This window comes from Methylocystis sp., from assembly GCF_051061285.1.
Classification (GTDB): domain Bacteria; phylum Pseudomonadota; class Alphaproteobacteria; order Rhizobiales; family Beijerinckiaceae; genus Methylocystis.
On the sequence record NZ_JBPFEA010000015.1, the window covers coordinates 36584 to 57340 of the forward strand.

General features: G+C 63.2%; 24 protein-coding genes, 1 tRNA gene and 1 pseudogene. 12 read left to right on the plus strand and 14 right to left on the minus strand.

The window, feature by feature from the left end; all coding sequences use genetic code 11:
- Nucleotides 1–28: 28 nt before the first annotated feature.
- The 5 genes from tatC to ACR65T_RS05305 form a co-directional block, all read right to left on the minus strand.
- Nucleotides 29–814: a twin-arginine translocase subunit TatC gene (gene tatC / locus ACR65T_RS05285; protein WP_434495506.1), complete on the minus strand. Its 786-nt coding sequence runs from the start codon at nucleotides 812–814 to the stop codon at nucleotides 29–31.
- On the minus strand, nucleotides 811–1302 hold the full coding sequence (locus ACR65T_RS05290) for a preprotein translocase subunit TatA (RefSeq protein WP_434495507.1): 492 nt from the start codon (nucleotides 1300–1302) through the stop codon (nucleotides 811–813). The genes tatC and ACR65T_RS05290 overlap by 4 nt, the downstream gene beginning before the upstream one ends.
- 155 nt (nucleotides 1303–1457) lie before the next feature.
- Complete coding sequence (locus tag ACR65T_RS05295) at nucleotides 1458–1697, minus strand: twin-arginine translocase TatA/TatE family subunit (protein WP_434495508.1); 240 nt, start codon at nucleotides 1695–1697, stop codon at nucleotides 1458–1460.
- A gap of 164 nt (nucleotides 1698–1861) precedes the next feature.
- Nucleotides 1862–2617, minus strand: coding sequence for an SMC-Scp complex subunit ScpB (gene scpB / locus ACR65T_RS05300; protein ID WP_434495509.1), 756 nt, complete (start codon nucleotides 2615–2617; stop codon nucleotides 1862–1864).
- Between the two features lie 24 nt (nucleotides 2618–2641).
- On the minus strand, nucleotides 2642–3448 hold the full coding sequence (locus ACR65T_RS05305) for a segregation and condensation protein A (RefSeq protein ID WP_434490930.1): 807 nt from the start codon (nucleotides 3446–3448) through the stop codon (nucleotides 2642–2644).
- Nucleotides 3449–3621: 173 nt separating this feature from the next.
- Between ACR65T_RS05305 and ACR65T_RS05310 the strand changes: the two genes are divergently transcribed.
- Both ACR65T_RS05310 and ACR65T_RS05315 read left to right on the plus strand, forming a co-directional pair.
- The gene (locus ACR65T_RS05310) at nucleotides 3622–3915 is read left to right on the plus strand and encodes a nucleotidyltransferase family protein (protein WP_434495510.1); all 294 of its coding nucleotides are present in this window, start codon (nucleotides 3622–3624) and stop codon (nucleotides 3913–3915) included.
- Between the two features lie 110 nt (nucleotides 3916–4025).
- A pseudogene (locus tag ACR65T_RS05315) lies at nucleotides 4026–4277 on the plus strand (HepT-like ribonuclease domain-containing protein); the annotation flags it as partial.
- A 15-nt stretch (nucleotides 4278–4292) separates the two neighbouring features.
- Here ACR65T_RS05315 and nagZ read toward each other — a convergent pair.
- The 4 genes from nagZ to dgt all read right to left on the minus strand — a co-directional run bounded on the left by nagZ (nucleotide 4293) and on the right by dgt (nucleotide 9934).
- Nucleotides 4293–5300, minus strand: a complete 1008-nt coding sequence (nagZ, locus tag ACR65T_RS05320) for a beta-N-acetylhexosaminidase (protein ID WP_434495511.1) — start codon at nucleotides 5298–5300, stop codon at nucleotides 4293–4295.
- Nucleotides 5301–5309: 9 nt separating this feature from the next.
- Nucleotides 5310–6638, minus strand: coding sequence for an SPOR domain-containing protein (locus tag ACR65T_RS05325; RefSeq protein ID WP_434495512.1), 1329 nt, complete (start codon nucleotides 6636–6638; stop codon nucleotides 5310–5312).
- Between the two features lie 87 nt (nucleotides 6639–6725).
- Nucleotides 6726–8507, minus strand: coding sequence for an arginine--tRNA ligase (gene argS, locus ACR65T_RS05330; RefSeq protein WP_434495513.1), 1782 nt, complete (start codon nucleotides 8505–8507; stop codon nucleotides 6726–6728).
- A 101-nt stretch (nucleotides 8508–8608) separates the two neighbouring features.
- Nucleotides 8609–9934: a dGTP triphosphohydrolase gene (gene dgt / locus ACR65T_RS05335; RefSeq protein ID WP_434495532.1), complete on the minus strand. Its 1326-nt coding sequence runs from the start codon at nucleotides 9932–9934 to the stop codon at nucleotides 8609–8611.
- Nucleotides 9935–10120: 186 nt separating this feature from the next.
- Here dgt and ACR65T_RS05340 point away from each other — a divergent pair, with 186 nt between their 5' ends.
- From ACR65T_RS05340 to ACR65T_RS05360, 5 genes are all read left to right on the plus strand, one after another.
- A complete protein-coding gene (locus tag ACR65T_RS05340; RefSeq protein WP_434495514.1) occupies nucleotides 10121–10459 on the plus strand; it encodes a HesB/IscA family protein in 339 nt (112 codons plus the stop codon).
- A gap of 84 nt (nucleotides 10460–10543) precedes the next feature.
- A complete protein-coding gene (locus tag ACR65T_RS05345) occupies nucleotides 10544–11452 on the plus strand; it encodes a sugar kinase (protein ID WP_434495515.1) in 909 nt (302 codons plus the stop codon).
- Between the two features lie 114 nt (nucleotides 11453–11566).
- Nucleotides 11567–11642: transfer RNA gene (locus tag ACR65T_RS05350), tRNA-Asn, on the plus strand.
- Between the two features lie 111 nt (nucleotides 11643–11753).
- Nucleotides 11754–12167: a hypothetical protein gene (locus tag ACR65T_RS05355; RefSeq protein ID WP_434495516.1), complete on the plus strand. Its 414-nt coding sequence runs from the start codon at nucleotides 11754–11756 to the stop codon at nucleotides 12165–12167.
- 437 nt (nucleotides 12168–12604) lie between these two features.
- Entirely contained in the window at nucleotides 12605–13444 is an 840-nt protein-coding gene (locus ACR65T_RS05360; protein ID WP_434495517.1) for a hypothetical protein, read from the plus strand.
- 31 nt (nucleotides 13445–13475) lie between these two features.
- Here ACR65T_RS05360 and ACR65T_RS05365 read toward each other — a convergent pair whose 3' ends face one another.
- Nucleotides 13476–14642, minus strand: coding sequence for an extracellular solute-binding protein (locus ACR65T_RS05365; protein ID WP_434495533.1), 1167 nt, complete (start codon nucleotides 14640–14642; stop codon nucleotides 13476–13478).
- Between the two features lie 282 nt (nucleotides 14643–14924).
- Here ACR65T_RS05365 and ACR65T_RS05370 point away from each other — a divergent pair, with 282 nt between their 5' ends.
- Nucleotides 14925–15389, plus strand: a complete 465-nt coding sequence (locus ACR65T_RS05370) for a peroxiredoxin family protein (RefSeq protein WP_434495518.1) — start codon at nucleotides 14925–14927, stop codon at nucleotides 15387–15389.
- Here the strand turns inward: ACR65T_RS05370 and ACR65T_RS05375 are convergent, their stop codons facing one another.
- Nucleotides 15390–15803, minus strand: coding sequence for a metallopeptidase family protein (locus tag ACR65T_RS05375; protein ID WP_434495519.1), 414 nt, complete (start codon nucleotides 15801–15803; stop codon nucleotides 15390–15392).
- Nucleotides 15804–15898: 95 nt separating this feature from the next.
- Between ACR65T_RS05375 and ACR65T_RS05380 the strand changes: the two genes are divergently transcribed.
- A complete protein-coding gene (locus tag ACR65T_RS05380) occupies nucleotides 15899–16186 on the plus strand; it encodes a hypothetical protein (protein ID WP_434495520.1) in 288 nt (95 codons plus the stop codon).
- A 25-nt stretch (nucleotides 16187–16211) separates the two neighbouring features.
- Here ACR65T_RS05380 and leuC read toward each other — a convergent pair whose 3' ends face one another.
- A complete protein-coding gene (gene leuC, locus ACR65T_RS05385) occupies nucleotides 16212–17624 on the minus strand; it encodes a 3-isopropylmalate dehydratase large subunit (RefSeq protein ID WP_434495521.1) in 1413 nt (470 codons plus the stop codon).
- 265 nt (nucleotides 17625–17889) lie between these two features.
- On the opposite strand from leuC, the gene ACR65T_RS05390 reads away from it, so the two are divergent.
- Complete coding sequence (locus tag ACR65T_RS05390; protein ID WP_434495522.1) at nucleotides 17890–18888, plus strand: small ribosomal subunit Rsm22 family protein; 999 nt, start codon at nucleotides 17890–17892, stop codon at nucleotides 18886–18888.
- Entirely contained in the window at nucleotides 18888–19301 is a 414-nt protein-coding gene (locus ACR65T_RS05395) for a VOC family protein (protein WP_434494556.1), read from the plus strand. Before ACR65T_RS05390 ends, ACR65T_RS05395 begins: the two co-directional genes overlap by 1 nt.
- 56 nt (nucleotides 19302–19357) lie before the next feature.
- On the opposite strand, the gene rplS is transcribed toward ACR65T_RS05395, so the two are convergent.
- Nucleotides 19358–19744: a 50S ribosomal protein L19 gene (gene rplS, locus ACR65T_RS05400; protein ID WP_305648692.1), complete on the minus strand. Its 387-nt coding sequence runs from the start codon at nucleotides 19742–19744 to the stop codon at nucleotides 19358–19360.
- 240 nt (nucleotides 19745–19984) lie between these two features.
- Between rplS and ACR65T_RS05405 the strand changes: the two genes are divergently transcribed.
- The gene (locus ACR65T_RS05405) at nucleotides 19985–20380 is read left to right on the plus strand and encodes a hypothetical protein (RefSeq protein WP_434495523.1); all 396 of its coding nucleotides are present in this window, start codon (nucleotides 19985–19987) and stop codon (nucleotides 20378–20380) included.
- 148 nt (nucleotides 20381–20528) lie between these two features.
- Here the strand turns inward: ACR65T_RS05405 and ACR65T_RS05410 are convergent, their stop codons facing one another.
- Nucleotides 20529–20756 (minus strand): dodecin, encoded by a 228-nt coding sequence (locus tag ACR65T_RS05410; RefSeq protein WP_434495524.1) that lies wholly within the window; start codon nucleotides 20754–20756, stop codon nucleotides 20529–20531.
- Nucleotide 20757 lies beyond the last annotated feature (1 nt).

Below are 20757 nucleotides of genomic sequence, written 5' to 3' on the forward strand. Positions count from 1 at the left end.
CACCTTCTCCCGCAAGCGGGAGAAGGGGTCAAGCGGAGGGCTGCTGCGCCGCGGCCCGCTTCTTCTCGATCATGCGCACGGCGTAAATCGACGCCTCGTAGAGCAGCACGCCGGGGACGGCGAGCGCGAGCTGCGAGAACACGTCCGGCGGCGTCAAAACCGCCGCGACGATGAAGACAAGCACGACGGCGTAGCGCCGCTTCTCTTTCAGAAAATCCGACGTCACGATGCCGACCTGACCCAGCAGCGTCAAAACCACCGGCAATTGAAACACGATGCCGAAGGCGAGCACGAGCGTCATGATCAGCGAAAGATATTCGGAGACGCGCGGCAGCAGTTCGATCTGCGCCTTGCCCGGTTCATTCGCCTGCTGCATCCCCATGAAGAAACGCAGCAGATTGGGCATCACCAGAAAATAGACGACGAGCGCGCCGAAGGCGAAGAAGATCGGCGTCGCGAAAAGATAGGGCCGGAACGCCCTGCGCTCATGCTTGTAGAGCCCGGGCGCGACGAAGGCGTAGATCTGCGACAGCACGATCGGGCAGGAGAAAAACGCCGCCATAAACAGCGCGACCTTGATCTGGGTGAAGAAATATTCCTGCGGCGCCGTGTAGATCAGCCGCGCCTCAGGGCCTGCGACCTGCGTGTAGGGAATGAGAAGCAGATTGTAGATATCCTTGGCGAAGAAGAAGGAGAGCACGAACATCCCGAGAAAGGCGAGGAGCGCTTTGATCAGGCGCTCGCGCAATTCCATCAGATGTTCGATCAACGGCGCCTTGCTGGCCTCGATTTCGGCTTCGTCGGCCTCGTTCATGTGGCGGCCTTCTTCGGCGAATCGACCTGCTCGCCGACAGGAAGACCAGAATCCTCATCCTGAGGAGCGGCCGAAGGCCGCGTCTCGAAGGATGCGGTTGGCGCGTCCTCATGCTCCTCAGGATGAGGTGATTGGACGCCGCCGCTACGCGGCTCCTCGGCATGAGGCGGTTGCACAGGCGACGGCTTCTCGCCCTCGATTGCATTCGTAATCTGCTTGCGCGCTTCGGCCATCGGATCGAAAGCGCCGTCGAGCTTCACGCTCTCCTTGACGGCGTCCCTCATCTCGCTGACCTCCTTGCGCAAATCATCGAGTTCGGCCTCGCGCATCGCCTCCATGAATTGTCCCTGAAACTCCGCCGCCATGCGGCGCATTTTTCCGGAAAACTGCCCAAGCGAGCGCAAAACGCGCGGCAAATCCTTCGAGGGAATCGCAATAAGCGCGACGATGGCGATGACGATGAGCTTGCCGGGTTCGAGATCGAACATTCGTGTTGCTCGGGCGCCCTGCACCCTCCCCTTGAGGGGGAGGGTCGAAGCGCGAAGCGCTTCGGGGTGGGGTGACGACGGCGAGGTGCAGGGGCGCTTTCACCCCACCCCGCGCTTTCAGCGCGACCCTCCCCCTCGAGGGGAGGGTATCCGCGCTATATTTTTTTCGTTTCCGAAGACTTCTGTTGGTCGCCTTGCTCCGCCGCCTGATGCTGCAGCGTCTTTGGCGTTTCCTTCACATCGGCCGCGACATCGTCGTCCGACATGCCCTTTTTGAAGGCCTTGATGCCTTTGGCCACGTCGCCCATCACGTCGGAAATCTTGAACTTGCCGCCGAAGAGAATGAAGACGACCGCGCCGACAATGATCCAATGCCAGATCGACAAACCGCCCATGGCGCGCACCCTTCGTAAAGAGAAAGCCGGGTCAACCGGCGTTTGCCCGGAAACTATGCGCCCCTCGCCTTAAAAACAAGGACGCTGGCGCGCAGATGCACGCCGCGGACTCCTTAAGGGACGTGGAAATTCGCGTCACTTGACCGAGCCGCTCGGCGGCGCCGTCAAAACTCCTCGTCGTCGGCGGCCTCGGGCGTCTCCAGCGCCTCGGGCTCGTCCGGGAACTCCATTTCGAGAAGCTCCGGCGCGTCGTCTTCAAGCGGCTCTTCATCCTCGCGCAACGCGGCGTCATCAGAAGGTTGCGGCACGCCGAAGCCCTTCGGCAGCCGGCCATCGAAAAGGCCAGCGCCCTTGAGTTCGTCGAGCCCCGGCAGATCGCCGATCTGCTCAAGCCCGAAATGCATCAGGAAGGCGTCGGTCGTGCCATAGGTGATCGGCCGGCCCGGCGCTTTGCGGCGGCCGCGCAGCCTGATCCAGCCGGTGTCGAGCAGCACGTCGAGCGTGCCCTTGGAAATGGCGACGCCGCGAATCTCTTCGATCTCGGCGCGAGTCGTCGGCTGGTGATAGGCGATGATCGCCAGCGTCTCCAGCGCGGCGCGAGAGAGTTTTTTCTCCTCGACCTGCTCGCGCGCGAGAATCCAGTTGAGGTCGGCGGCGGTGCGGAAAAACCACTTCTTGCCGACGCGGGTGAGATTGACGCCGCGGCCCGCATAATGGGCGCGCAGCCGCTCAAGAACGCGCTCGAGATCGGCGCCCTCCTCGATGCGGCGCGCCATTTCCGCTTCGTCAAGCGGCTCGGCGGAGGCGAAGAGCAGCGCCTCGATGATGCGCTCCGCTTCGCGCAGCCGAGCCTCGTGACGCGCAAGCTGGTCGTCGCTGTTCACGTCAAAAAGTTCGATCTTCTCCGCAGCCTGCGCCACCGGACGCCTCCTATAGTTCCGGGGCTATGACGCGCCCGCGGTCTCTTCCGCTTCCTCAGGCGCCCGCCGCCGCACCCAAAGCGGGGCGAAGTGCCGGTCCTGACGTATGTCGAATCGCCCCTCGCGCACCATTTCGAGCGAAGCGGTAAAGGCCGAGGCGCGCACGGTGCGCGCCGTCTGCATGTCGACACAGTAATGCAGCAAAAAATCGTCGAGCACGGTCCATTCCGTCGCGACGCCGACGAGCCGTTCGAGGGCTTCGCGCGCCTCGGCCAAAGACCAGACCGCGCGCTGCCGCATCACCACCCGCGACGTCGCGGTCTTCTGGCGTTGCCGGGCGTAAGCCGAGAGAAGATCGTAGAGGCTCGCCTGAAATTTGGGGTGCGAGATCGTCTCAACGCCTTCCGGGCCGCCGCGCAAAAACATGTCGCGCCCGAGCCGCGCGCGCTCGGTAAGCCTGTCGGCGGCGCGCCGAATGAGCTCCAGCCTGCGCAGGCGCTCGGCGAGCGCGGCGGCGAGATCGGAGGCGGAGGGTTCGTCTCCCTTTGGCGGATCCGGCAGCAGCAGCCGCGACTTCAGGAAGGCGAGCCAGGCCGCCATCACCAGATAGTCGGCGGCGAGTTCGAGGCGCACGCGGCGCGCCGCCTCGATGAAGGCGAGATATTGCTCGGCGAGCGCGAGGATCGAAATGCGGGCGAGGTCGACCTTCTGCCGGCGCGCAAGCTCGAGCAGCAAATCGAGCGGGCCTTCGAACCCGTCAACATCGACGAGAAAGGCCTCTTCGGCGTCGCCGCGGGGCTCATCCAGCTCGAAGGTCAGTTCCTGGGCCATTCCCGAATTGCGCCTGTTTCCTTTACGAATCGGCGTGGCCGAGCGTTTCGGCGCGAGAGTGGCCCCGATGGCCCGCTATCGCAAGCGCAGCCGGCGCTTTGGGAAGGCCAGTCCACAGGAGAGCGGGAAAGCCTCCCATAGAGGACCCGGCAGCAAGCTGCTATGGTCCGCGTATGAAACGTGAAGACGCGGTGGATCGATTGCGGAAACGCCAGCCCGATTTGCAGAAGCTTGGCGTCAAGAGTTTGTATATGTTTGGTTCGACCGCTCAAGACCGTGCGGGAGAGAGTTCCGACGTCGATCTGTTTTTCGATTATGAAAAAGGCCGCTTCGGCCTCTTCGAATTGATGGACGTGAAGGAATTTGCGGCTCGCATTCTCGGCGGCCGCGTTGACATCATGACGCGCGACAGCCTGCATAAGCGCCTAAGGCCGCAGATTGAGGCGACAGCGCTTCGCGTCTTTTAATGAACCCGCGCTCGTCTGCTCTCCGTCTGCTGGACATAATCGAAGCGATTGAGCGCGTGCAAATCGTAATGGCGGACCTATCGCTCGACGCCTAAGAGACGGATTGGCAAAGGCAGTGGGTCGTCGAGCGCGGCATTGAGATCGTTTCGGAGGCCAGCCCTCACCTCTCTGATGAGGTCAAGACTCGGCATCCCGAAATTCCTTGGAAAAAGGTAGCCGGCATCGGCAATGTGCTGCGTCACGATTATGAGAGCGTCGCCGCTCCCATCATATGGAAATTGGCGCGGATCGATCTTGGCCTGCTGGAACAAGCCTGTCGTGAGGAATTGCGCGCGTTACGCGACAGCGGCCTCAGCGACTGAAGCCATCGGGCATTTTCACGCTACGGCCCGCATCGCCGCGTCGAACTCGCGCGTCGCCTCCGCGACATCAAAGGGTTCGACGGGCCGCCGCACGCATTCGAGCGCCTTTTCGGCGCGCGCGAGCGCCGCGCCCTCAAGCGGCGGCGCGCCTTCGGCGACCGGCCGCGCTTCCGCAAGGTCGCCGTTGCAATGCAGCACGATATCGCATCCGGCGCCGATCGCGTTCTCGGCGCGCTGGCGAAAACTCCCGGAAAGCGCCTTCATCGAAAGGTCATCGGTCATGAGGAGACCGTCAAAGCCGACATGGCCACGTATGATGTCGCGGATCACCGCCTTCGAGAGCGTTCCAGGCGCCGTTGGATCGATCGCGGTGTAAACAACATGGGCGCTCATCGCCATCGGCAGATCGGCGTTCGCCTTGAACGGCGTGAAATCCATAAGCTCCAGGTCCTCGCGGCTCGCCTTGACCACCGGCAACTCCAAATGGCTGTCGGCGCGGGCGCGCCCATGGCCGGGAATGTGCTTCATCACCGGCGCGACGCCGCCCGCCATCAACCCTTCGGCGGCTGCGCGGCCGATCGCGGCGACGCGCGCCGGATCGCGGCTATAGGCGCGATCGCCGATGATGCTGTGGGAATCCTCAGCGGGCGCATCGAGCACCGGCAGGCAGTCGACGTCGACGCCGACTGACCGCAGATCATGGGCGATGAGCCGGGCGCCGAGCCAAGCGAGTCGCTCAGCTTGCCCGGCGTTGGCGGCCGCCAACTCAAAGCGCGCCGCGGCCGGATAGGCGCGCCAGTGCGGCGGACCCAGACGCTGCACGCGGCCGCCCTCCTGATCGACCAGAACAGGCGCATGGCGGCGGAGAGCGTCCCGAATTTCGGCGGTCAGCCGCGTGATCTGCTCGGGCGCGTCGACATTGCGGCGAAAGAGGATCACGCCCCAAGGCGCGGCCTCGCGCAGGAACGCACGTTCCTCCGCCTCGAGCGTGAGGCCCTTTAATCCGCAGATGAAGGCGCGCATGTCGTCGCGTCAATTGCCCGCGACGAAGCAGGCGCCGCCGGTCGCTTTCACCTTGCTGCAGATCGCGTTCGCGGACTCCTTGCTCACCCCCGCGACGCGCACGCGGTAGACGGTCCTGTCATTCACGGTCGCCATTTTGAAGGTCGGCTTCAAGCCGCCAAGCTGTGAGCGATATTTGCTGACGACGGTCTTCAGCAGTTCGCGGGCGGCGGCCTCGCTGTCCGCGGCGCCAAATTGCACGGCGAAGCCGCCTTTGCTCGCGGGCGTCGCCTGATCGGAGTCCGCATCGGGCGACTCTTCTACTGCGGCGACTTTCGGCGCCGCAGGCTTCGGCTTGGCGATTCGCGGGGGCGTCGCCGTTGGCTTCGCCTGCGTCGGCGGCGTCGCGGTCGCCGCGCCGATGGCGCCGGGGACGGCTGGCTGCGCCGCCGTCTCGGCAGCGGGCCGGCCTGCCATGGCGACGGCCGGCGGCAGAGCGCCATCTTCCACCCGGCTGCCGTCCGGCCGCACGGTGACGGTTTTCACCCTCCTTGGCGCGGCCGTGGCGGGAGCCGGAGGCTCATGCGGCCAATTGACAGGCCCGTCGCCGAGCCGCGCCGCATGCGGCGTAACGGATGGATCCACCGCCTGTTCCTGATGGGTGACAAGCTTCTGAACCGGCGCCTGCTCCCTGCGGTCCAGAACGACAGCGGCGCTGGCGTCTGGCGCCGTAGTTTCGGCCTCGACGCTTGGCTTTACCTTCACCGGTCCTTCCGGCGCGACGATGGTTGCGATCTCGCGTGAGCTATTGGAGCCGCTGCGATGCCAGAAAGCGAAGCCGATGCTCAGAACGGCCACGAGCGAAATCGCGACGACGGCGTGCCACGGCCGGAACCAGGACCGCCAGCTGTGAGAATCCTCATAATATTCATCGCTCTGGCCATAATCGAGATATTGCGAATCATCGCTCCAGCCGGCCTCGGCTTCCTGATAGGCGGACTCGTATCCGGCCCCTTGCTGCGGGCTATAGCCCGGCGGCAAATCGCGATAGTCGGGATCCACCGGATAAGCAGGCTCCAAAGGCTGCTCCATCGACGGCTCTGGATAATAGGGCGGTTCAGCCGCCACTGGCGGCGCGGCGTCATAGGATCCCCGCAGTTCAGCGGCTTGAACGCGAGCGTCGCGCGCCTCCGCGAGAATTTGGCTGTAAGGATCCGTGGCGACGCGGTCCTCGGCATGGACCAGCCGCGCGAGTTCGCTAAGCGGATCGTCGGCTCGGGGGGCGCGTTCGGACCCACGCAGCCGCCGCTCGAATTCGCCGAGATCGATCGCCGGGCCTCTAACGGAAGTCTCGCGCATGATGCACCTCGCTCATTGATTCCTGGGGGGCGCGAAGCAAATTGATAAGCGCGTCCTACGCCTGGCCGTGGCCGCTCAAGGCGTCGATTAGCGCATCTCGTCGGGGGCGCTCACGCCGAGCAGCCTCAAGCCTGACCCCAGGACGATCGTTAAAGAGCTAACCAACGCAACCCGAGCGATGGTTAACTCTCTCTCTTCAGACTTAACAAAGCGTAAGTGCGGCTGATCTTTGCCGCGATTCCAATGCGAATGGAACACGCTCGACAGTTCATGCAGATAAAAGGCCACCCGGTGCGGCTCATGCGCGGCCGCCGCCGCCTCGATCACCCGCGGATACTGAGCGATCATCTTGGCCAAAGCAAGTTCGCCCTCGTCCGCCAAAAGCGCCAGATTCGCCTCGGCCAAGCTTACGGCCGAGAGGTCAATGTCGGGAAAAGCGGCGAGCGCCTGGCGCAGCGCCGACTTTCCCCGCGCATGGGCGTATTGGACGTAAAAGACCGGGTTGTCCTTCGATTGCTCGATGACCTTGGCAAGGTCGAAGTCGAGCGGCGCGTCATTCTTGCGGTAGAGCATCATGAATCGCACGGCGTCGACGCCGACCTCCTCGACGACCTCTCGCAAAGTGACGAAGTCCCCGGCCCGCTTCGACATTTTGACCGGTTCGCCGGCGCGCATCAGCTTCACGAGCTGGCAAAGCTTGACGTCGAGCGTCACCCGCTTGTCCGAGAGCGCGGCGACCGCCGCCGTCATGCGCTTGACATAGCCGCCGTGATCGGCGCCCCAGACGTCGACAAGCGTGTCGAATCCGCGATCGATCTTGTCCTTATGATAGGCGATATCCGCCGCGAAATAGGTCGGCGAGCCGTCGGATTTCTTCAAGGCGCGGTCGACGTCGTCGCCAAACAGCGTCGATCTGAACAGCGTCTGCTCGCGATCCTCCCAGTCGTCGGGCAATTGCCCTTTTGGCGGGGGTAAGCGGCCCTCATAGACGAGGCCTTTGGCCCGCAGCCAGTCGATCGCGGCGTCGATCGCCGAAACGCCGTCTTGTTCCGCGTGCAAGGCCCGTTCGGAAAAGAACGTCTCATGGGTGATGTTCAAGGCGGCGAGATCGCCGCGGATCATCTCCATCATGGCGTCGATGGCGGCGGCGCGAACGCTTGGCAGCCACTGGCTCTCCGCCTCGCCGGCGAGCGCCGCGCCATGCGCTTTGGCGAGCGCCTCGCCGACGGGTTTCAAATAGTCGCCCGGATAGAGCCCCTCGGGGATCGTGATCGCCTCGCCCAGGGCCTCGCGGTAGCGAAGAAAAACGGAGCGCGCCAGCACGTCGACCTGGGCGCCGGCGTCATTGATGTAATATTCGCGCGTCACCTCGCAGCCCGAAAAGGCCAAGAGATTTGCCAGCGCGTCGCCGAAGACGGCGCCCCGGCCGTGGCCGACATGCATCGGCCCCGTCGGATTGGCCGAGACATATTCGACATTCACCTTGCCCTGCAGAGCGCTTGACCGGCTCTTGGCGACGCGGCCGAAATTCTGCGGATCGCGCAACACGGCGCGCAGAACCTGCGTGAACATCTCGGGCTTCAGCCGGATATTGATGAAACCCGGCCCGGCGACCTCGGTCGCGGCGACGTCCGGCGATTGCGCAAGCGCGTAGCCGATTTCGATCGCCAATTCGCGCGGAGAGGCGAAATGCGGCTTCGCCTCCTTGGCGAAGACCATGGCGGCGTTCGACGCGAGATCGCCGAGCGTCGCGTCCTTCGGCGGTTCGACGACGAAGCGCGCGTGATCGAGCTTCGGCAGGCGGCCGTCGGCGGCGATGCGATCGAGAATGGCGGCGATGCGAGCGTGAAAGTCGTCGAAAATGTTCATGGAGGTCCGGGCGTACAAGGTCGGCCGCCCGTTTAACAGCTTGGGCCGGGGAAATCACCCCGTCCGCAGGGCTCGACGAGCGGAGGCTCTTATGGTCGACCTCACCCCCCAAACACCCGCTTCACTTCATTCAGCGCATATCGATCCGTCATGCCGGCGATATAATCGGCGACCACCACAGCCCGATCGGCGTCCTCCAGGGCCACCGCCTGCGCCGCCCATTCCGCCGGCATCAGCTCAGGGCTCTCAAAAAAGGCAGGAAAGAGCCGAGAAATCGCGTCGCGCGCCCGCTCCCAGACGCCCATGACCTTCTCGTGCCGATACATGTTGGCGAAGAGGAAAGCCTTGATGTCGCGCTCGGCTTCGGCCATCGGCGGCGAGAGACGGACAAGGGCTTCGCCCGCCCGCCGCGCTTCATCGGCGCTCGCCGGCGACGCGCGCGCCAAACGCCGCAGCGATTCGCCGATCGAATCTTCGACGAAGGCGGTGATGACGCGGCGCACCAGCTCATGGATGACGCGCGGCCGTTCGAGGCCGGGATATTCGCCGCGAACATGCGCGAGCACCCCCGCAATGAATGGCGTGCGCGCGATGTCGTCGAGCGAAAACAGTTCGGCGCGCAGGCCGTCGTCGATATCATGGCCGATATAGGCGATATCGTCGGCCTGCGCCGCAGCCTGCGCCTCGATGCCGGCGAATGTCGAGAGATCGAGCGGAAAGATGGCGTCGAACGCCGCGATGTAGCCGGAAAGCCGATGACGATGCGCCACGTCAGCCGCGGGCTCCTCATCCTGAGGAGCGCCTGAAAGGCGCGTCTCGAAGGACGAGGAGCCCTCCGATTCTGAATGGCTTCTTTCCCTCGTCCTTCGAGACGCGAGCTTCGCTCGCTCTTCAGGATGAGGGAAAGATGGATCGGGATCTGCATCGCGCTTCAAGAGCGGCCCATTGTGCTTGACGATGCCTTCGAGCGTCTCCCAGGTCAGATCGAGACCATCGTAGCGCGCGTAACGGCGCTCGAGCAGCGTCACGACGCGCAGCGCCTGAGCGTTGTGATCGAACCCGCCAAAGGGCGCCATGCAGGCCTCGAGCGCGCCCTCGCCGGCGTGGCCGAAGGGCGTATGGCCGAGGTCATGGGCGAGCGCCACGGCTTCCGCGAGATCCTCGTCGACGCGCAGCGCGCGGGCGAGCGCGCGGGCGATCTGCCCGACCTCGATCGTATGGGTGAGGCGGGTGCGAAAATGATCGCCGTCGAGCGGCACGAAGACCTGCGTCTTATGCGCGAGGCGGCGAAAGGCGGTGCAGTGGATGATTCGGTCGCGATCGCGCTGGAATTCGCTGCGCGTCGGCGATGGCGCCTCCGCGTAAAGTCGGCCGCGCGAGCGCGCGGCGTCGCTGGCGTAGGCCGCGAGAGGGCCACGAACCGCCATATGCGCGCCTTTCATTGAAACGCCTCAGGTTTGGACCTATCTTGCAACAGGCAGCATATCCCGCAAGCGGCCGGGCCGCCGTAGAGGGGATATGCCGAAATTAAAATTTCGGGCGAGTTTCTTTCGATCGGGCGTCCGCCCGCAGTAACTCGCGACGGCCCGCGCAGGCAAGTGACGGAGAAACGGATGACGACGGCGGCAAGCGATATCGCGCTCACCGATCAGGCGGCGCGGCGCATTCACGCGATCCTCGCCAATGAGTCGCCCGGCGCGGTGTTTCGCGTTTCAGTCGAGGGCGGCGGCTGCTCCGGCTTCCAATATCATTTCGCCGTGGAGCCCGCCCCGGGCGCGGAGGATGCTCTTCTTGAGCACGCTGGCGCCCGGGTCGCGATCGACCCCGCGTCCATAGGCTTTCTCGTCGGCGCCAGAATCGACTTTGTCGACGATCTGATGGGACAGTCCTTCCGTGTCGTTAATCCCAACGCCGTCTCCTCCTGCGGCTGCGGCACCAGCTTTTCAGTCTGACGCCACAGCCTCGGTTGCGGGCGTGCGCCACGCTGCTGCGGAGTCGTGCGGCGAGCGCTCTGCGCCATCTTGGGAGTTTCAGCCTTGGACGCTCTCTTTATCGGCCATGCCTATATCGACGTCACCATGCGCGCCCCGCGCATGCCTTTGGGCGACCAGAAGGCGTTAGCGCGCGACTATGCGGTGAGTTTCGGCGGCAACGCCGTCACCGCCGGCTTCGCCTGCGCCAAGCTCGGCCATCCCGTCGATCTCTTGACCACGCTCGCGCCCGACTGGCTCGGCCACATGTTCATGGACATGGCCCATACCTATGGGATCGATGTCCATCCGCGACGGGTGGCGCGCTCGTCGCTGTCGTTCGTCTGGCCCAATGACGGCAAGCGGGCGATCCTGCGCGCGCGCGACGACACGTATCTGCAGGGCGTTCCGCGCCTCGACATTTCGGAAACGCGACTTCTGCATCTCGACGGGCATATGGCCGACGCCGCGCTCCATTACGCGAAGGGGGCTCGGGCGCGCGGCGCTCTCGTCTCGCTTGACGGCGGCGCGCTGCGGCCCTGCATCGAGGAGCTGACCGGTTACGTCGACGTCGCGGTGGTGGCTGAAAAGCTCTGCGAGCAAATGTCCTTGTCGGAGCTCGACATGCTTGGCTGGCTGAAATCCAAGGGCTGCCGGATCGGCGGGGTGACGACCGGCGAAAAGGGCATGTTGTGGTACGATGAGGAGGGCGAGATTTCGCAGATGGCCTCGCTCGCCGTGCCGCACGAGCTCATCGTCGATACGTCCGGCGCCGGCGACGTCTTTCACGGCGCCTATTGCGCCTCCTATCTCGAGCGGCCGGACGCGCCCTGGCGGGAACACTTCGAATTCGCCCGCGCGGCGTCGGCGCATAAAATCCAGCATCTCGGCAATGAGGCGGGACTGCCCTCCCCCGACGACGTCGCCGCGGCGCTCGCGGCCTTTGCGCCGGCGGACGCGCTCAGCCCGGTTTGAGCCCATCCGTCGCGGCGACCCAATCCGCCCGAACGACGCCGACATTTATGCACGACGGAGTCGCCGAGGCGGGCTTGGCAAACCGTCGCCCGCCTTGTATACGCGGGACCGCATTCCCCGATAGCTCAGCTGGTAGAGCACGCGACTGTTAATCGCTAGGTCGTAGGTTCGAGTCCTACTCGGGGAGCCAGAAGACCTTCCGCAGACCTCAGCCAGCCTTCGTTTCGCCCCTGAAAATTGTGGGTTAGGCGCGAATATCCTTCGCTAAGCTCCGCCGAGGTAAGCCAACCGGCGCGGTGAAATGCGCTCGGCCAGCGGCTCGCAAAAAAACTCGGTCGTCGCCGGCGCAAAGGCATTGGCTCGGCCGCGGCCGCCAACTATTGATGAGGACCCTTTTGCAGAGAGAAACAGGGAGGTTCGCATGGCGTGCTTTAAGAACGCTGGGTTGGTGTTTGGCCTGATGGTCGGCTTTGCTCTCACTGCTCAAGCAGCGAGAGCCCAAAATCCTATTTCAGAGCTTGCCTCTGGAGTGAATCGCGTGGGGGCCGAGGCGGGACTGGCAGTTACGAACGTGCTCAACAACGTGACGGGAAAGACTACGGCTATGCCTGTCACCCCTTCACCGGCTCCCGCGATGGCGAGATCGGCTGGCGTCGTCCATCATCATCACCACCATCATCATAATCTTCACCATCATCATCACCATCACTTGTGAAATCGGGCGGCGGGGTTCTCAGCTCCGCCAGTTCGACGCAGGAAATCCGCCTCGCCGGTTAGGCGCGGCGTGACGCGAATGGCGTCCCCGCCCTAGGCTCTGCCCTGCGCATCCGTAGGGCTTGGTCCTGATGCGCAGGCCTGGCGCCCGGCGGACAGCAGAGCCGCTTCCCAAACTTCAATTTTTCGAAGGCGAGCGCCTGCCCGGCATCGTGGCGTCGCGCCCGTCCCAGCGATGGAGCCGCCTCGCGGGCTGATTTCAACGCGCCCTGCGCTTCTCCCCGGACACGGCGGCAAAAATCTTTGGATGTGGGACACGTCCTTTGACGGCAATATCAATTGGTTCGCGCAAGCGCGATGTGTTGCCATTTGCTGGAGCAAGACGATGTTTGCAGTATGGCCTGAGTTCGTCGGGCGTTGAAAATGCGAGAGGGCCCGATGATGGCCATTCTGAACAGAAAAACTCTTGAGGCGGCGCAGCTCGTGGCGGGAACCGCTCTTCTTGTGCTGATCGGCCCTCCGTCCGCCGAACGCGGGCCAAGCGCCGCTTGGGCTTTGGAACCGGCCTATGAGCCGCAACAGATCGCTCGGCGCGAATATCGCCATCATGGCGTACGCCGTTCGCCGTCCGAGGATGGAGCTAATGAAGAAGCCCCAGAAGACGTGAACTCAGCAAGCAACAGCGGGGCTCTGGCGGCCGCGCTGGCCTCCTGCGAAAAGGACTCGAATGGAACGGCAAGCTTAACGTTGCCAGGCGCCAAGGGCGCGATCAGATTGGACAGCTGCTATCGCGGACGCGAGCAATTCGTTTGCAGCCTTAATACGCTCTTGGATGAAGCCAAAAAGCTCAACAGCGAGTACGGACACATCATCGAGGCTAAATATCCCGCGGTCGGCAGCGTCGATGCGATCTGTCGCATCAGGCCCGACGCGCTTTCGACGGATTTGACAAAGGCGGGCACTTTCGCCGCTCGATTTAAGGACTTGAGAACCGAATATGACCGGCGCATCAGCTGCGCCATGAAAATCGAGCAAAATTTGAAACAGGTGAATCTGGGCGATATGCCCCACTCGGCGGACATATTGAAGTCGATGAACGACACACTTGAGGCTGACTTGAAGGATGTCGCCGCCACAAGACAACAGATTTTCGATCTCAACGAGAAAATGCAGGCCTCGCAGAAGGCCATCGTGACGATCGAAAAGCTTCGTCCAACGATGTGTCTCTCGACATCGGCGCCAAAACCCGCGGAGAGTGCTGAAAAACCAGCCGACTGAGGCCGGTAGGCGATGACGGCGTGGCTGGCCTTTAGAAGGTAGCTGACTTGGCCGGCTTGGAGACACGCCGGCCTAATCCCCACATCGTGACTCCCCTTCCGATCGGCGTTCCTTCGCGACTGATCGTCTGTCCGGTCGCGGGCGCGCCGTCGTCAAATTGAGGCGCGACCAGACGCTTCATCATGGCGGCGTCCGGGTATATCGACTTGTTTCTTGAGATGCTCCCATCAACCAGGGATTTCGAGGCGAGGACGCCGTTGGCGACGCCAATGAAATTCGTATTGCGGGCCGCGATTTCAGGCTGCAGCAGGAAGTCGATGAATTTGTATGCTTCTTCGACATGTGGAGCGTCCGTCGGTATCACGAGATTGTCGAGTCGAATAGGAGCGCCCTCCCGGGGGATGAAAAAGTCGATCTCGACGAATTCCTCCACCATGCCGGCTGTGTGGCGGGCGCGCAGGCTATCCAGGGAATAGCCGACCGCGACGCAGACGTCGCCGTTGACCAGCGCGTTGACATAGTCGCGAGAGTCAAGGCGTTTGCCGTCGCGCCGCAGGGCAGTCAAAAGCTCGGCGGCGCGCACGACGTCCGTGCGTCGATCCAAACCCGGCGAAAGTCGCCAGTTGGACCACAGATATTGCAGCGCGGCTGCAGACAAATCCTCAGGACTGTCCAGTATTCCCACGCCGCAGCTCGACAATTTCTTCAAATTTTTCTGCTTGAAAAGCAGGCCCCATGAGTCGAACGAGAAATCCGCCGACGGCGGCGCCTTGCCCATGAGCTCCCTGGCCTTTCCGACGTCGTAGGCGACCCCCATCGCGAACCACGCATAATTGACGGCGTGTTCGTTCCCGGGGTCATAGGTGGCAAGGCGCTCCATAATCTCTGGCCAAAGATTGACGGCGTTTTGAAGCTTGCTCTTGTCGAGCTTCTGATAGAGCCCCCTGGCGATCTGCTTTCGCAACACGCCGCTCGATACGATCACGACGTCAAAAGCGCGGTTCCCGGGCTGAAGCGTTGTTTCTAAGCTCTCGTCAGAGCTATAGCTTTCGTATGTCACCTGGATGCCAGTCCACCGGGTGAAATCCGCGAGCACACGGGGATCGACGTAGTCCCCCCAGCCCAAAACGTTGACAATCCTCTCTTGGCTGATCCTTTCTTGGCTGATTGCGGGAAGGACGCAGCACGAGAACGACAACGCGACGCTGCTCAGCGCGACCCTAAGGACGCTTGTGGGACTCATCGGGGAACGCTCTGATCTTTCTATCGAGAACCCCATGGCGGGCGTCTTGAAAGCAAATATCTATGCGCCTCTGCAATCGCGGCAATGCGCAAGCGGAATATCGACGGCATTGCGAGCTGAAGCGCGGACGGCGCCGCCAAAGCGAAATCGGAAAAGACCTGGATGACGATCGTCGGACGTGATCGTCTTATCACTGCGCGAAAAGCGCCCTAAGACGAGCGCGCAAAGGAGGCATCAGTGCAAGCGCCGGAACTCGCTGTGTCGCGCTGGTTCAATACGCCGGCGCCGATCACGCTCGCGGCGCTCCGCGGGCGCGTGGTCATGCTGCATGCCTTTCAAATGCTGTGTCCCGGTTGCGTCGCGCATGGCACGCCGCAAGCGCAGCGCGCGCATGCGTTGTTCCGCGACTCCGACCTCGCCGTCATCGGCCTGCACACGGTGTTCGAACATCACGCGGCGATGACGCCCGTGTCGCTCGAAGCCTTCATCCATGAATATCGGCTGACATTTCCTATCGGCGTCGATCAGCCCGCGGAGAACGAGCCGATTCCCCTCACCATGGCGCGCTATGACATGCGCGGAACGCCAACAGCGATCCTGATCGGCCGCGACGGCGGCATTCGTCATCACGGCTTTGGACAAGAGGACGACATGGCGCTCGGCGCCATCATCGGAACGCTGCTCGCCGAACCCGCGCCCTAACTATCCGGCGCGCCGTTCGATCTCTTCCATATCGTCGTCGGTCAATCCGAAATGATGGCCGATCTCATGCACGAGCACATGGGTGACGATCGCTTCGAGCGTGTCTTCGCTGTCGGCCCAATAGTCGAGTATCGGCCGTCGATAGAGCCAGATCATATTCGGCTGCTCGCCCGTCTCGGAAAGATGCGCCCCCTGCGTCAGGCCGCGCCCGCGAAAAAGGCCCAGAAGATCGTATTCGCTTTCGCATTGCATGTCGTCGAGCGTTTCATCGTCAGGGAAATCCTCGACGCGGATGACGAGACCTTCGCACAGTCGCGTGAAGCGTTGCGGCAGAGCGGCGTAGGCCGCGTCGGCGAGCGCTTCGATATCGGCAAGCGTCGGCGCTCTTAGACGACTACATTCCTGTCGAGTCATCGTCAGTCACCTTGCGCGCGAAACCGCGCGGCTGCGCAGGAACAATCTGCTGGGATGCAATGTTCAGGCAAGTATCATTGTTGGAGGAGATACTCATGAACAAGCTCTTGATCGCTGCGCTCGCGCTTGGCGGCGTCGGCTTCGTGAGCTCCGCAACTTTCGCTCCAGCCCTGGGCCGCCTGCCGCTAAGTTCCGAACGCGTCGCGCAGAAGGCGGACGATCGCCAGCAGGACCAGACAGACGAGCGCGCTGATCAGCAGCGCCCGGGCGAGTGGTGGGGTCGCGGCGGTCCCTCCTGGCGCGATCCGCGTCCGTGGAGCGAGGACGAGTGGCGCCGCAATCCCGATTGGGACGAAGAAGGGACAGGTCTGGACAAGGACTGATCCCGTTTGCGGTAGAGTCGCCAGCTTATCGCCAGCCGCGAACGTCAACCAAGCGTCCAGCGATCGCCGCCGCCGCCGCCATCGCCGGCGAAACGAGATGCGTGCGGCCCTTGAAGCCCTGTCGCCCCTCAAAATTGCGATTGGACGTTGACGCGCAGCGCTCGCCCGGCGCTAAACGATCGGGATTCATCGCCAGACACATGGAGCAGCCCGGCTCCCGCCATTCGAAGCCGGCGGCGGTAAAGATCTTGTCGAGACCCTCCGCTTCCGCCTGCGCCTTTACGAGACCCGATCCCGGCACAACCAGCGCGTTGATGCGATCGGCGACGCTCTTTCCCTCGACCATCTTCGCCGCCGCACGCAAATCTTCGATACGGCCGTTGGTGCAGGAGCCGATGAACACGCGATCAATCTCGATGTCGGTGATGCGTTCGCCGCCCCTCAGCCCCATGTAGTCGAGCGCGCGTTCGATGGCGGCGCGCTTTTGCGGCGTCTTCGCGCTGTCGGGGGTGGGCACGAATCCATCGATGGTCGCGACGTCTTCGGGCGACGTGCCCCAGGTCACAATCGGCGGCAGATTGCTCGCGTCGAGCCTGACGATCTTATCGAAATGCGCGCCCTCGTCCGTATACAGCGTCTCCCAATATTTGCGGGCCATGTCGAACGCTTCGCCCTTTGGACCTTTTGGGCGATCCTTCAGATAGGCGAAAGTCTTCTCATCCGGCGCAATGAGCCCAGCGCGGGCGCCGCCTTCGATCGACATGTTGCAGACGGTCATGCGGCCTTCCATCGACAGGTCGCGGATCGCCTCGCCTGCATATTCGATGACATGTCCGGTGCCGCCGGCCGTGCCGATCTTGCCGATGATCGCGAGGATGATGTCTTTCGCGGTGGCGCCGTCGGCGAGCTTGCCGTCGACCTGCACCAGCATATTGGCCGCCTTCTTCTGGATCAGCGTCTGGGTTGCGAGCACATGCTCGACTTCCGACGTGCCGATGCCATGCGCAAGCGCGCCAAAAGCGCCGTGAGTCGAAGTATGACTGTCGCCGCAGACGATCGTCATGCCGGGCAGAGTGAAGCCTTGCTCCGGGCCGACGATATGCACGACGCCTTGGCGCCGGTCGTGCTCGTCGTAATATTCGACGCCGAACTCGCGCGCGTTCAGCGCGAGCTGTTCCACCTGCGCCCTGCTCTCGGAATCTTCAATCGGCAAAGAGCGATCGGTGGTCGGCACATTATGATCGACGACCGCGAGCGTCCTTTGCGGGGCGCGCACCGACCTGCCCATCATGCGCAAACCTTCAAAGGCCTGCGGACTCGTCACTTCATGCACGAGGTGGCGATCGATATAGAGCAGGGACGCGCCATCATCCTGGCGCTCGACGACATGGTCGTCCCAGATCTTGTCGTAAACGGTGCGGGGCGCGGCTTTGGACATTTATCTCTTCCTCTTGCTGGCTTCTCGCGATCCGGCTCGCTGATGTGATTTCCTCATCCTGAGGAGCGGCCGCAGGCCGCGTCTCGAAGGACAAGGACATCACGGGCGGCGCCCTCGTGCTTCGAGACCACTCCGGCCTCTTCAGCATGAGGCCGACTGCAATTGGCCGCCTCTCATCGTCTCCCTTGAATTGAGGCTCTTCTACCCGTAACGCAAGCTGCATGGAAGAGAGTTCAAGGCGCAGCCCTCCCCGAGCCCATAAGCGATGAGCCTGCCCTCCCCAGAGCTTCCTGCGCCGCTTTCGGCGGCGATCGAGGCGCGGCTTGAGGGCCGCGCACAAGGCATGCTGCGCGACAGAGCCAGACAACTGTCGGAGCGCTATCGGTCACGCAAACCGACAATCGAAACGATCCGCGACGAGGCGGACGCCCTGGCCTATGCGGCGACGCGGATGCCCGCGACCTACGCCGCCATCGTCAGGGCGCTCGGACGGCTCGACGAGGAGCGCCCCGAATTTGCGCCAAAGCGGGTGCTCGACGTTGGCTGCGGTCTCGGCGCGGGCTCCTACGCCGCCGCGACAGTGTGGCCCAGCATCGCCGAGATCGCGCTTATTGACCGCAGCGCGCTCTTCCTGAACCTCGCGACCGGTCTGATGCAGGAAAGCGGCGTCGCCGCAGCGGTCGAGGCGATCTTGGCCGATTTCACCAAGCCGCAGGCGGGCGAAGACGCCCCTTTCGACCTCGTCGTCGTCGGCTACGCGCTTACTGAAATCGCCGAATCCGACCTCCCCGTCGTCATCGAACAGCTTTGGTCGCGCACAAGCGGCGCGCTTGTCATCGTCGAGCCGGGGACGCCTCGCGACCATGCCCGGCTGATGATCGTCCGCAGCCGGCTGATCGCGCTCGGCGCGAATATTCTCGCGCCCTGTCCGCACCAGGCGCCCTGCCCTTTGCCGGCGAACGACTGGTGCCATTTCTCGGTCCGGCTGCCACGGCGGCGCGCGCACAAATTGGTCAAAGGCGCCGACGCGCCCTTCGAGGACGAGAAGTTCGCCTATCTCGTCGCGGGGCGGACCGGCGGGACGCGGCCATGGGCGCGCGTCATTGCCCCGCCCCGCGTCAGCAAGGCCGGAATTTCCCTAAGGCTCTGCGCTGATAAAGCATTCGAAGAGACATTCATTCCCAAGCGCGACAAGGCGCGCTACGAAAAGATCAGGAAAAAAGACTGGGGCGATCCGCTGCGCGCCCCGGCGGAGGAAATTTGATGAAACAGCCACGTCCGAGGGTCGCGCCCTATCTGACCGTCAGCCCCGCCGCCGCAGCCATCGCTTTTTACACCGGCGCCTTCGGCGCGCAGCAGCGGGCCCTCATGCCGTCGGTCGACGGGCTGCGCATCGCCCACTGCGAACTTCTGATCAACGGCGGCTCGGTGATGCTTGCCGACATCTTTCCCGAATTTGGCCAGACCCGCGTGCCCATGCCCGGCGAACACGTGACCGTTTCGATCAGCCTCGAATACGACAAGGCGCAGGACGTCGACGACATCTGCGCCCGCGCCACCAAGCTCGGCGGCAAAGTCGAGACGGCCCCAACCAATTCTTTCTGGGGGACGCGCTACGCCTCCTTGCGCGACCCGTTCGGCCACCGCTGGATCCTCAACGCGCCGCTGGAGACCTAAAAAAAGCCGCCCGAAACCGGGCGGCTGCGGACGGCGGCATTCTGCGAAAACTGTCGTTATTTACCTGCGGCCGCCTTCGGCTTGGTGTCGATGCGCTCGGCGATGCGAGCGGACTTGCCGCGGCGGTCGCGCAGATAATAGAGCTTGGCGCGGCGCACCTTGCCGCGGCGCACGAGCTTGATCGAGTCGATCAGCGGCCCATGGATCGGAAAGACGCGCTCGACGCCTTCGCCATAGGAAATCTTGCGGACGGTGAAGCTCTCGTTAAGGCCGCCGCCGTTGCGCGCGATCACAACGCCTTCATAGGCCTGAATGCGCGCGCGCTCGCCTTCCTTCACCTTGACGTTGACGATCACCGTATCTCCCGGCCGAAACTCGGGGATTTTTTTGCCTTCGATAAGCTTGGCGGCATGTTCCGCCTCGAGCTGCTCGATAATGTTCATAACGAAAACTCCTGCCGTTTCGTCTTAGCCGTTGGGGCCGACGAGCGTTTCGGAACGCTGTTCTAGTTGAGGCTCGCTCCTTAGCTGAAAGGGCGCCGCTTGTCGAGCCGCCGGAGGTCGGCGGAAACGGTCAAGCTTGGGCAATGCGCCAAGAGCGATCGTCACAGACATTCCCGACGATGGCCTTATATAGTGGCCCCGGGGGCGCTGGCGTTTCAAGCGACGAGGGAGAGACGCGACATGACCCAGCAGGAAGAGCGGCGCAACAAAAGCGCGCAACCCGCCGAAGCGGCGGCCGAAGTTGGCGCGGACGGACGGCGGCGGCTGGAGGATTTCACCGAAGCGCGCACCGAGATCTGGGACTGTCTGCAGGACGCCAACCGCGTCTTAATGGAGCGCATGCAGCAGGAAGCGGCGTTGACGGCGGAGCTTGCCTCAAAGCTCACGGCGTCGCGCTCCATATCCGAGACCACGACGGTTCTACAGGATTGGACGAGCAAACATATCGAGATGACGACGGAGGACACGCGCCGCCTGTTCTCCGACGCTCAGCAAATGCTCAATGCAAGCACGCGCTTATGGTCGAACACCGCGCAAACGCCAAGCCCAGAAGCCGCCGGTCGGCTCATGTCCTAGAGCGCTTCCCGATCACATGGACTCATGTGATCGATAAGGAATCGCTCAAAATCCAAATGCTGGAGCAGGTTCTTTCTCGAAAAAGTCTGTCAACTTTTTCGGAACCTGCTCTAACGACGTCAAGCGGAAGCCCTCAGCGGCTTCCGCTTTATCCCATGCTCTCGTCTTCGCGATCGAGCGTGAAGCCGACCTTCAGCACCACCTGATAATCGCTGACCGCGCCCTTATTGATATTGCCGCGAATCTGGACGACTTCGAACCAACGCAAGTTGCGCAAGGTTTCGCCGGCGCGCTTGAGCGCGGCGCTCACCGCGTCCTCGACGCTGTCCGGCGAAGACCCCACAAGCTCGACGACCTTATAGACATGACCTTCCATA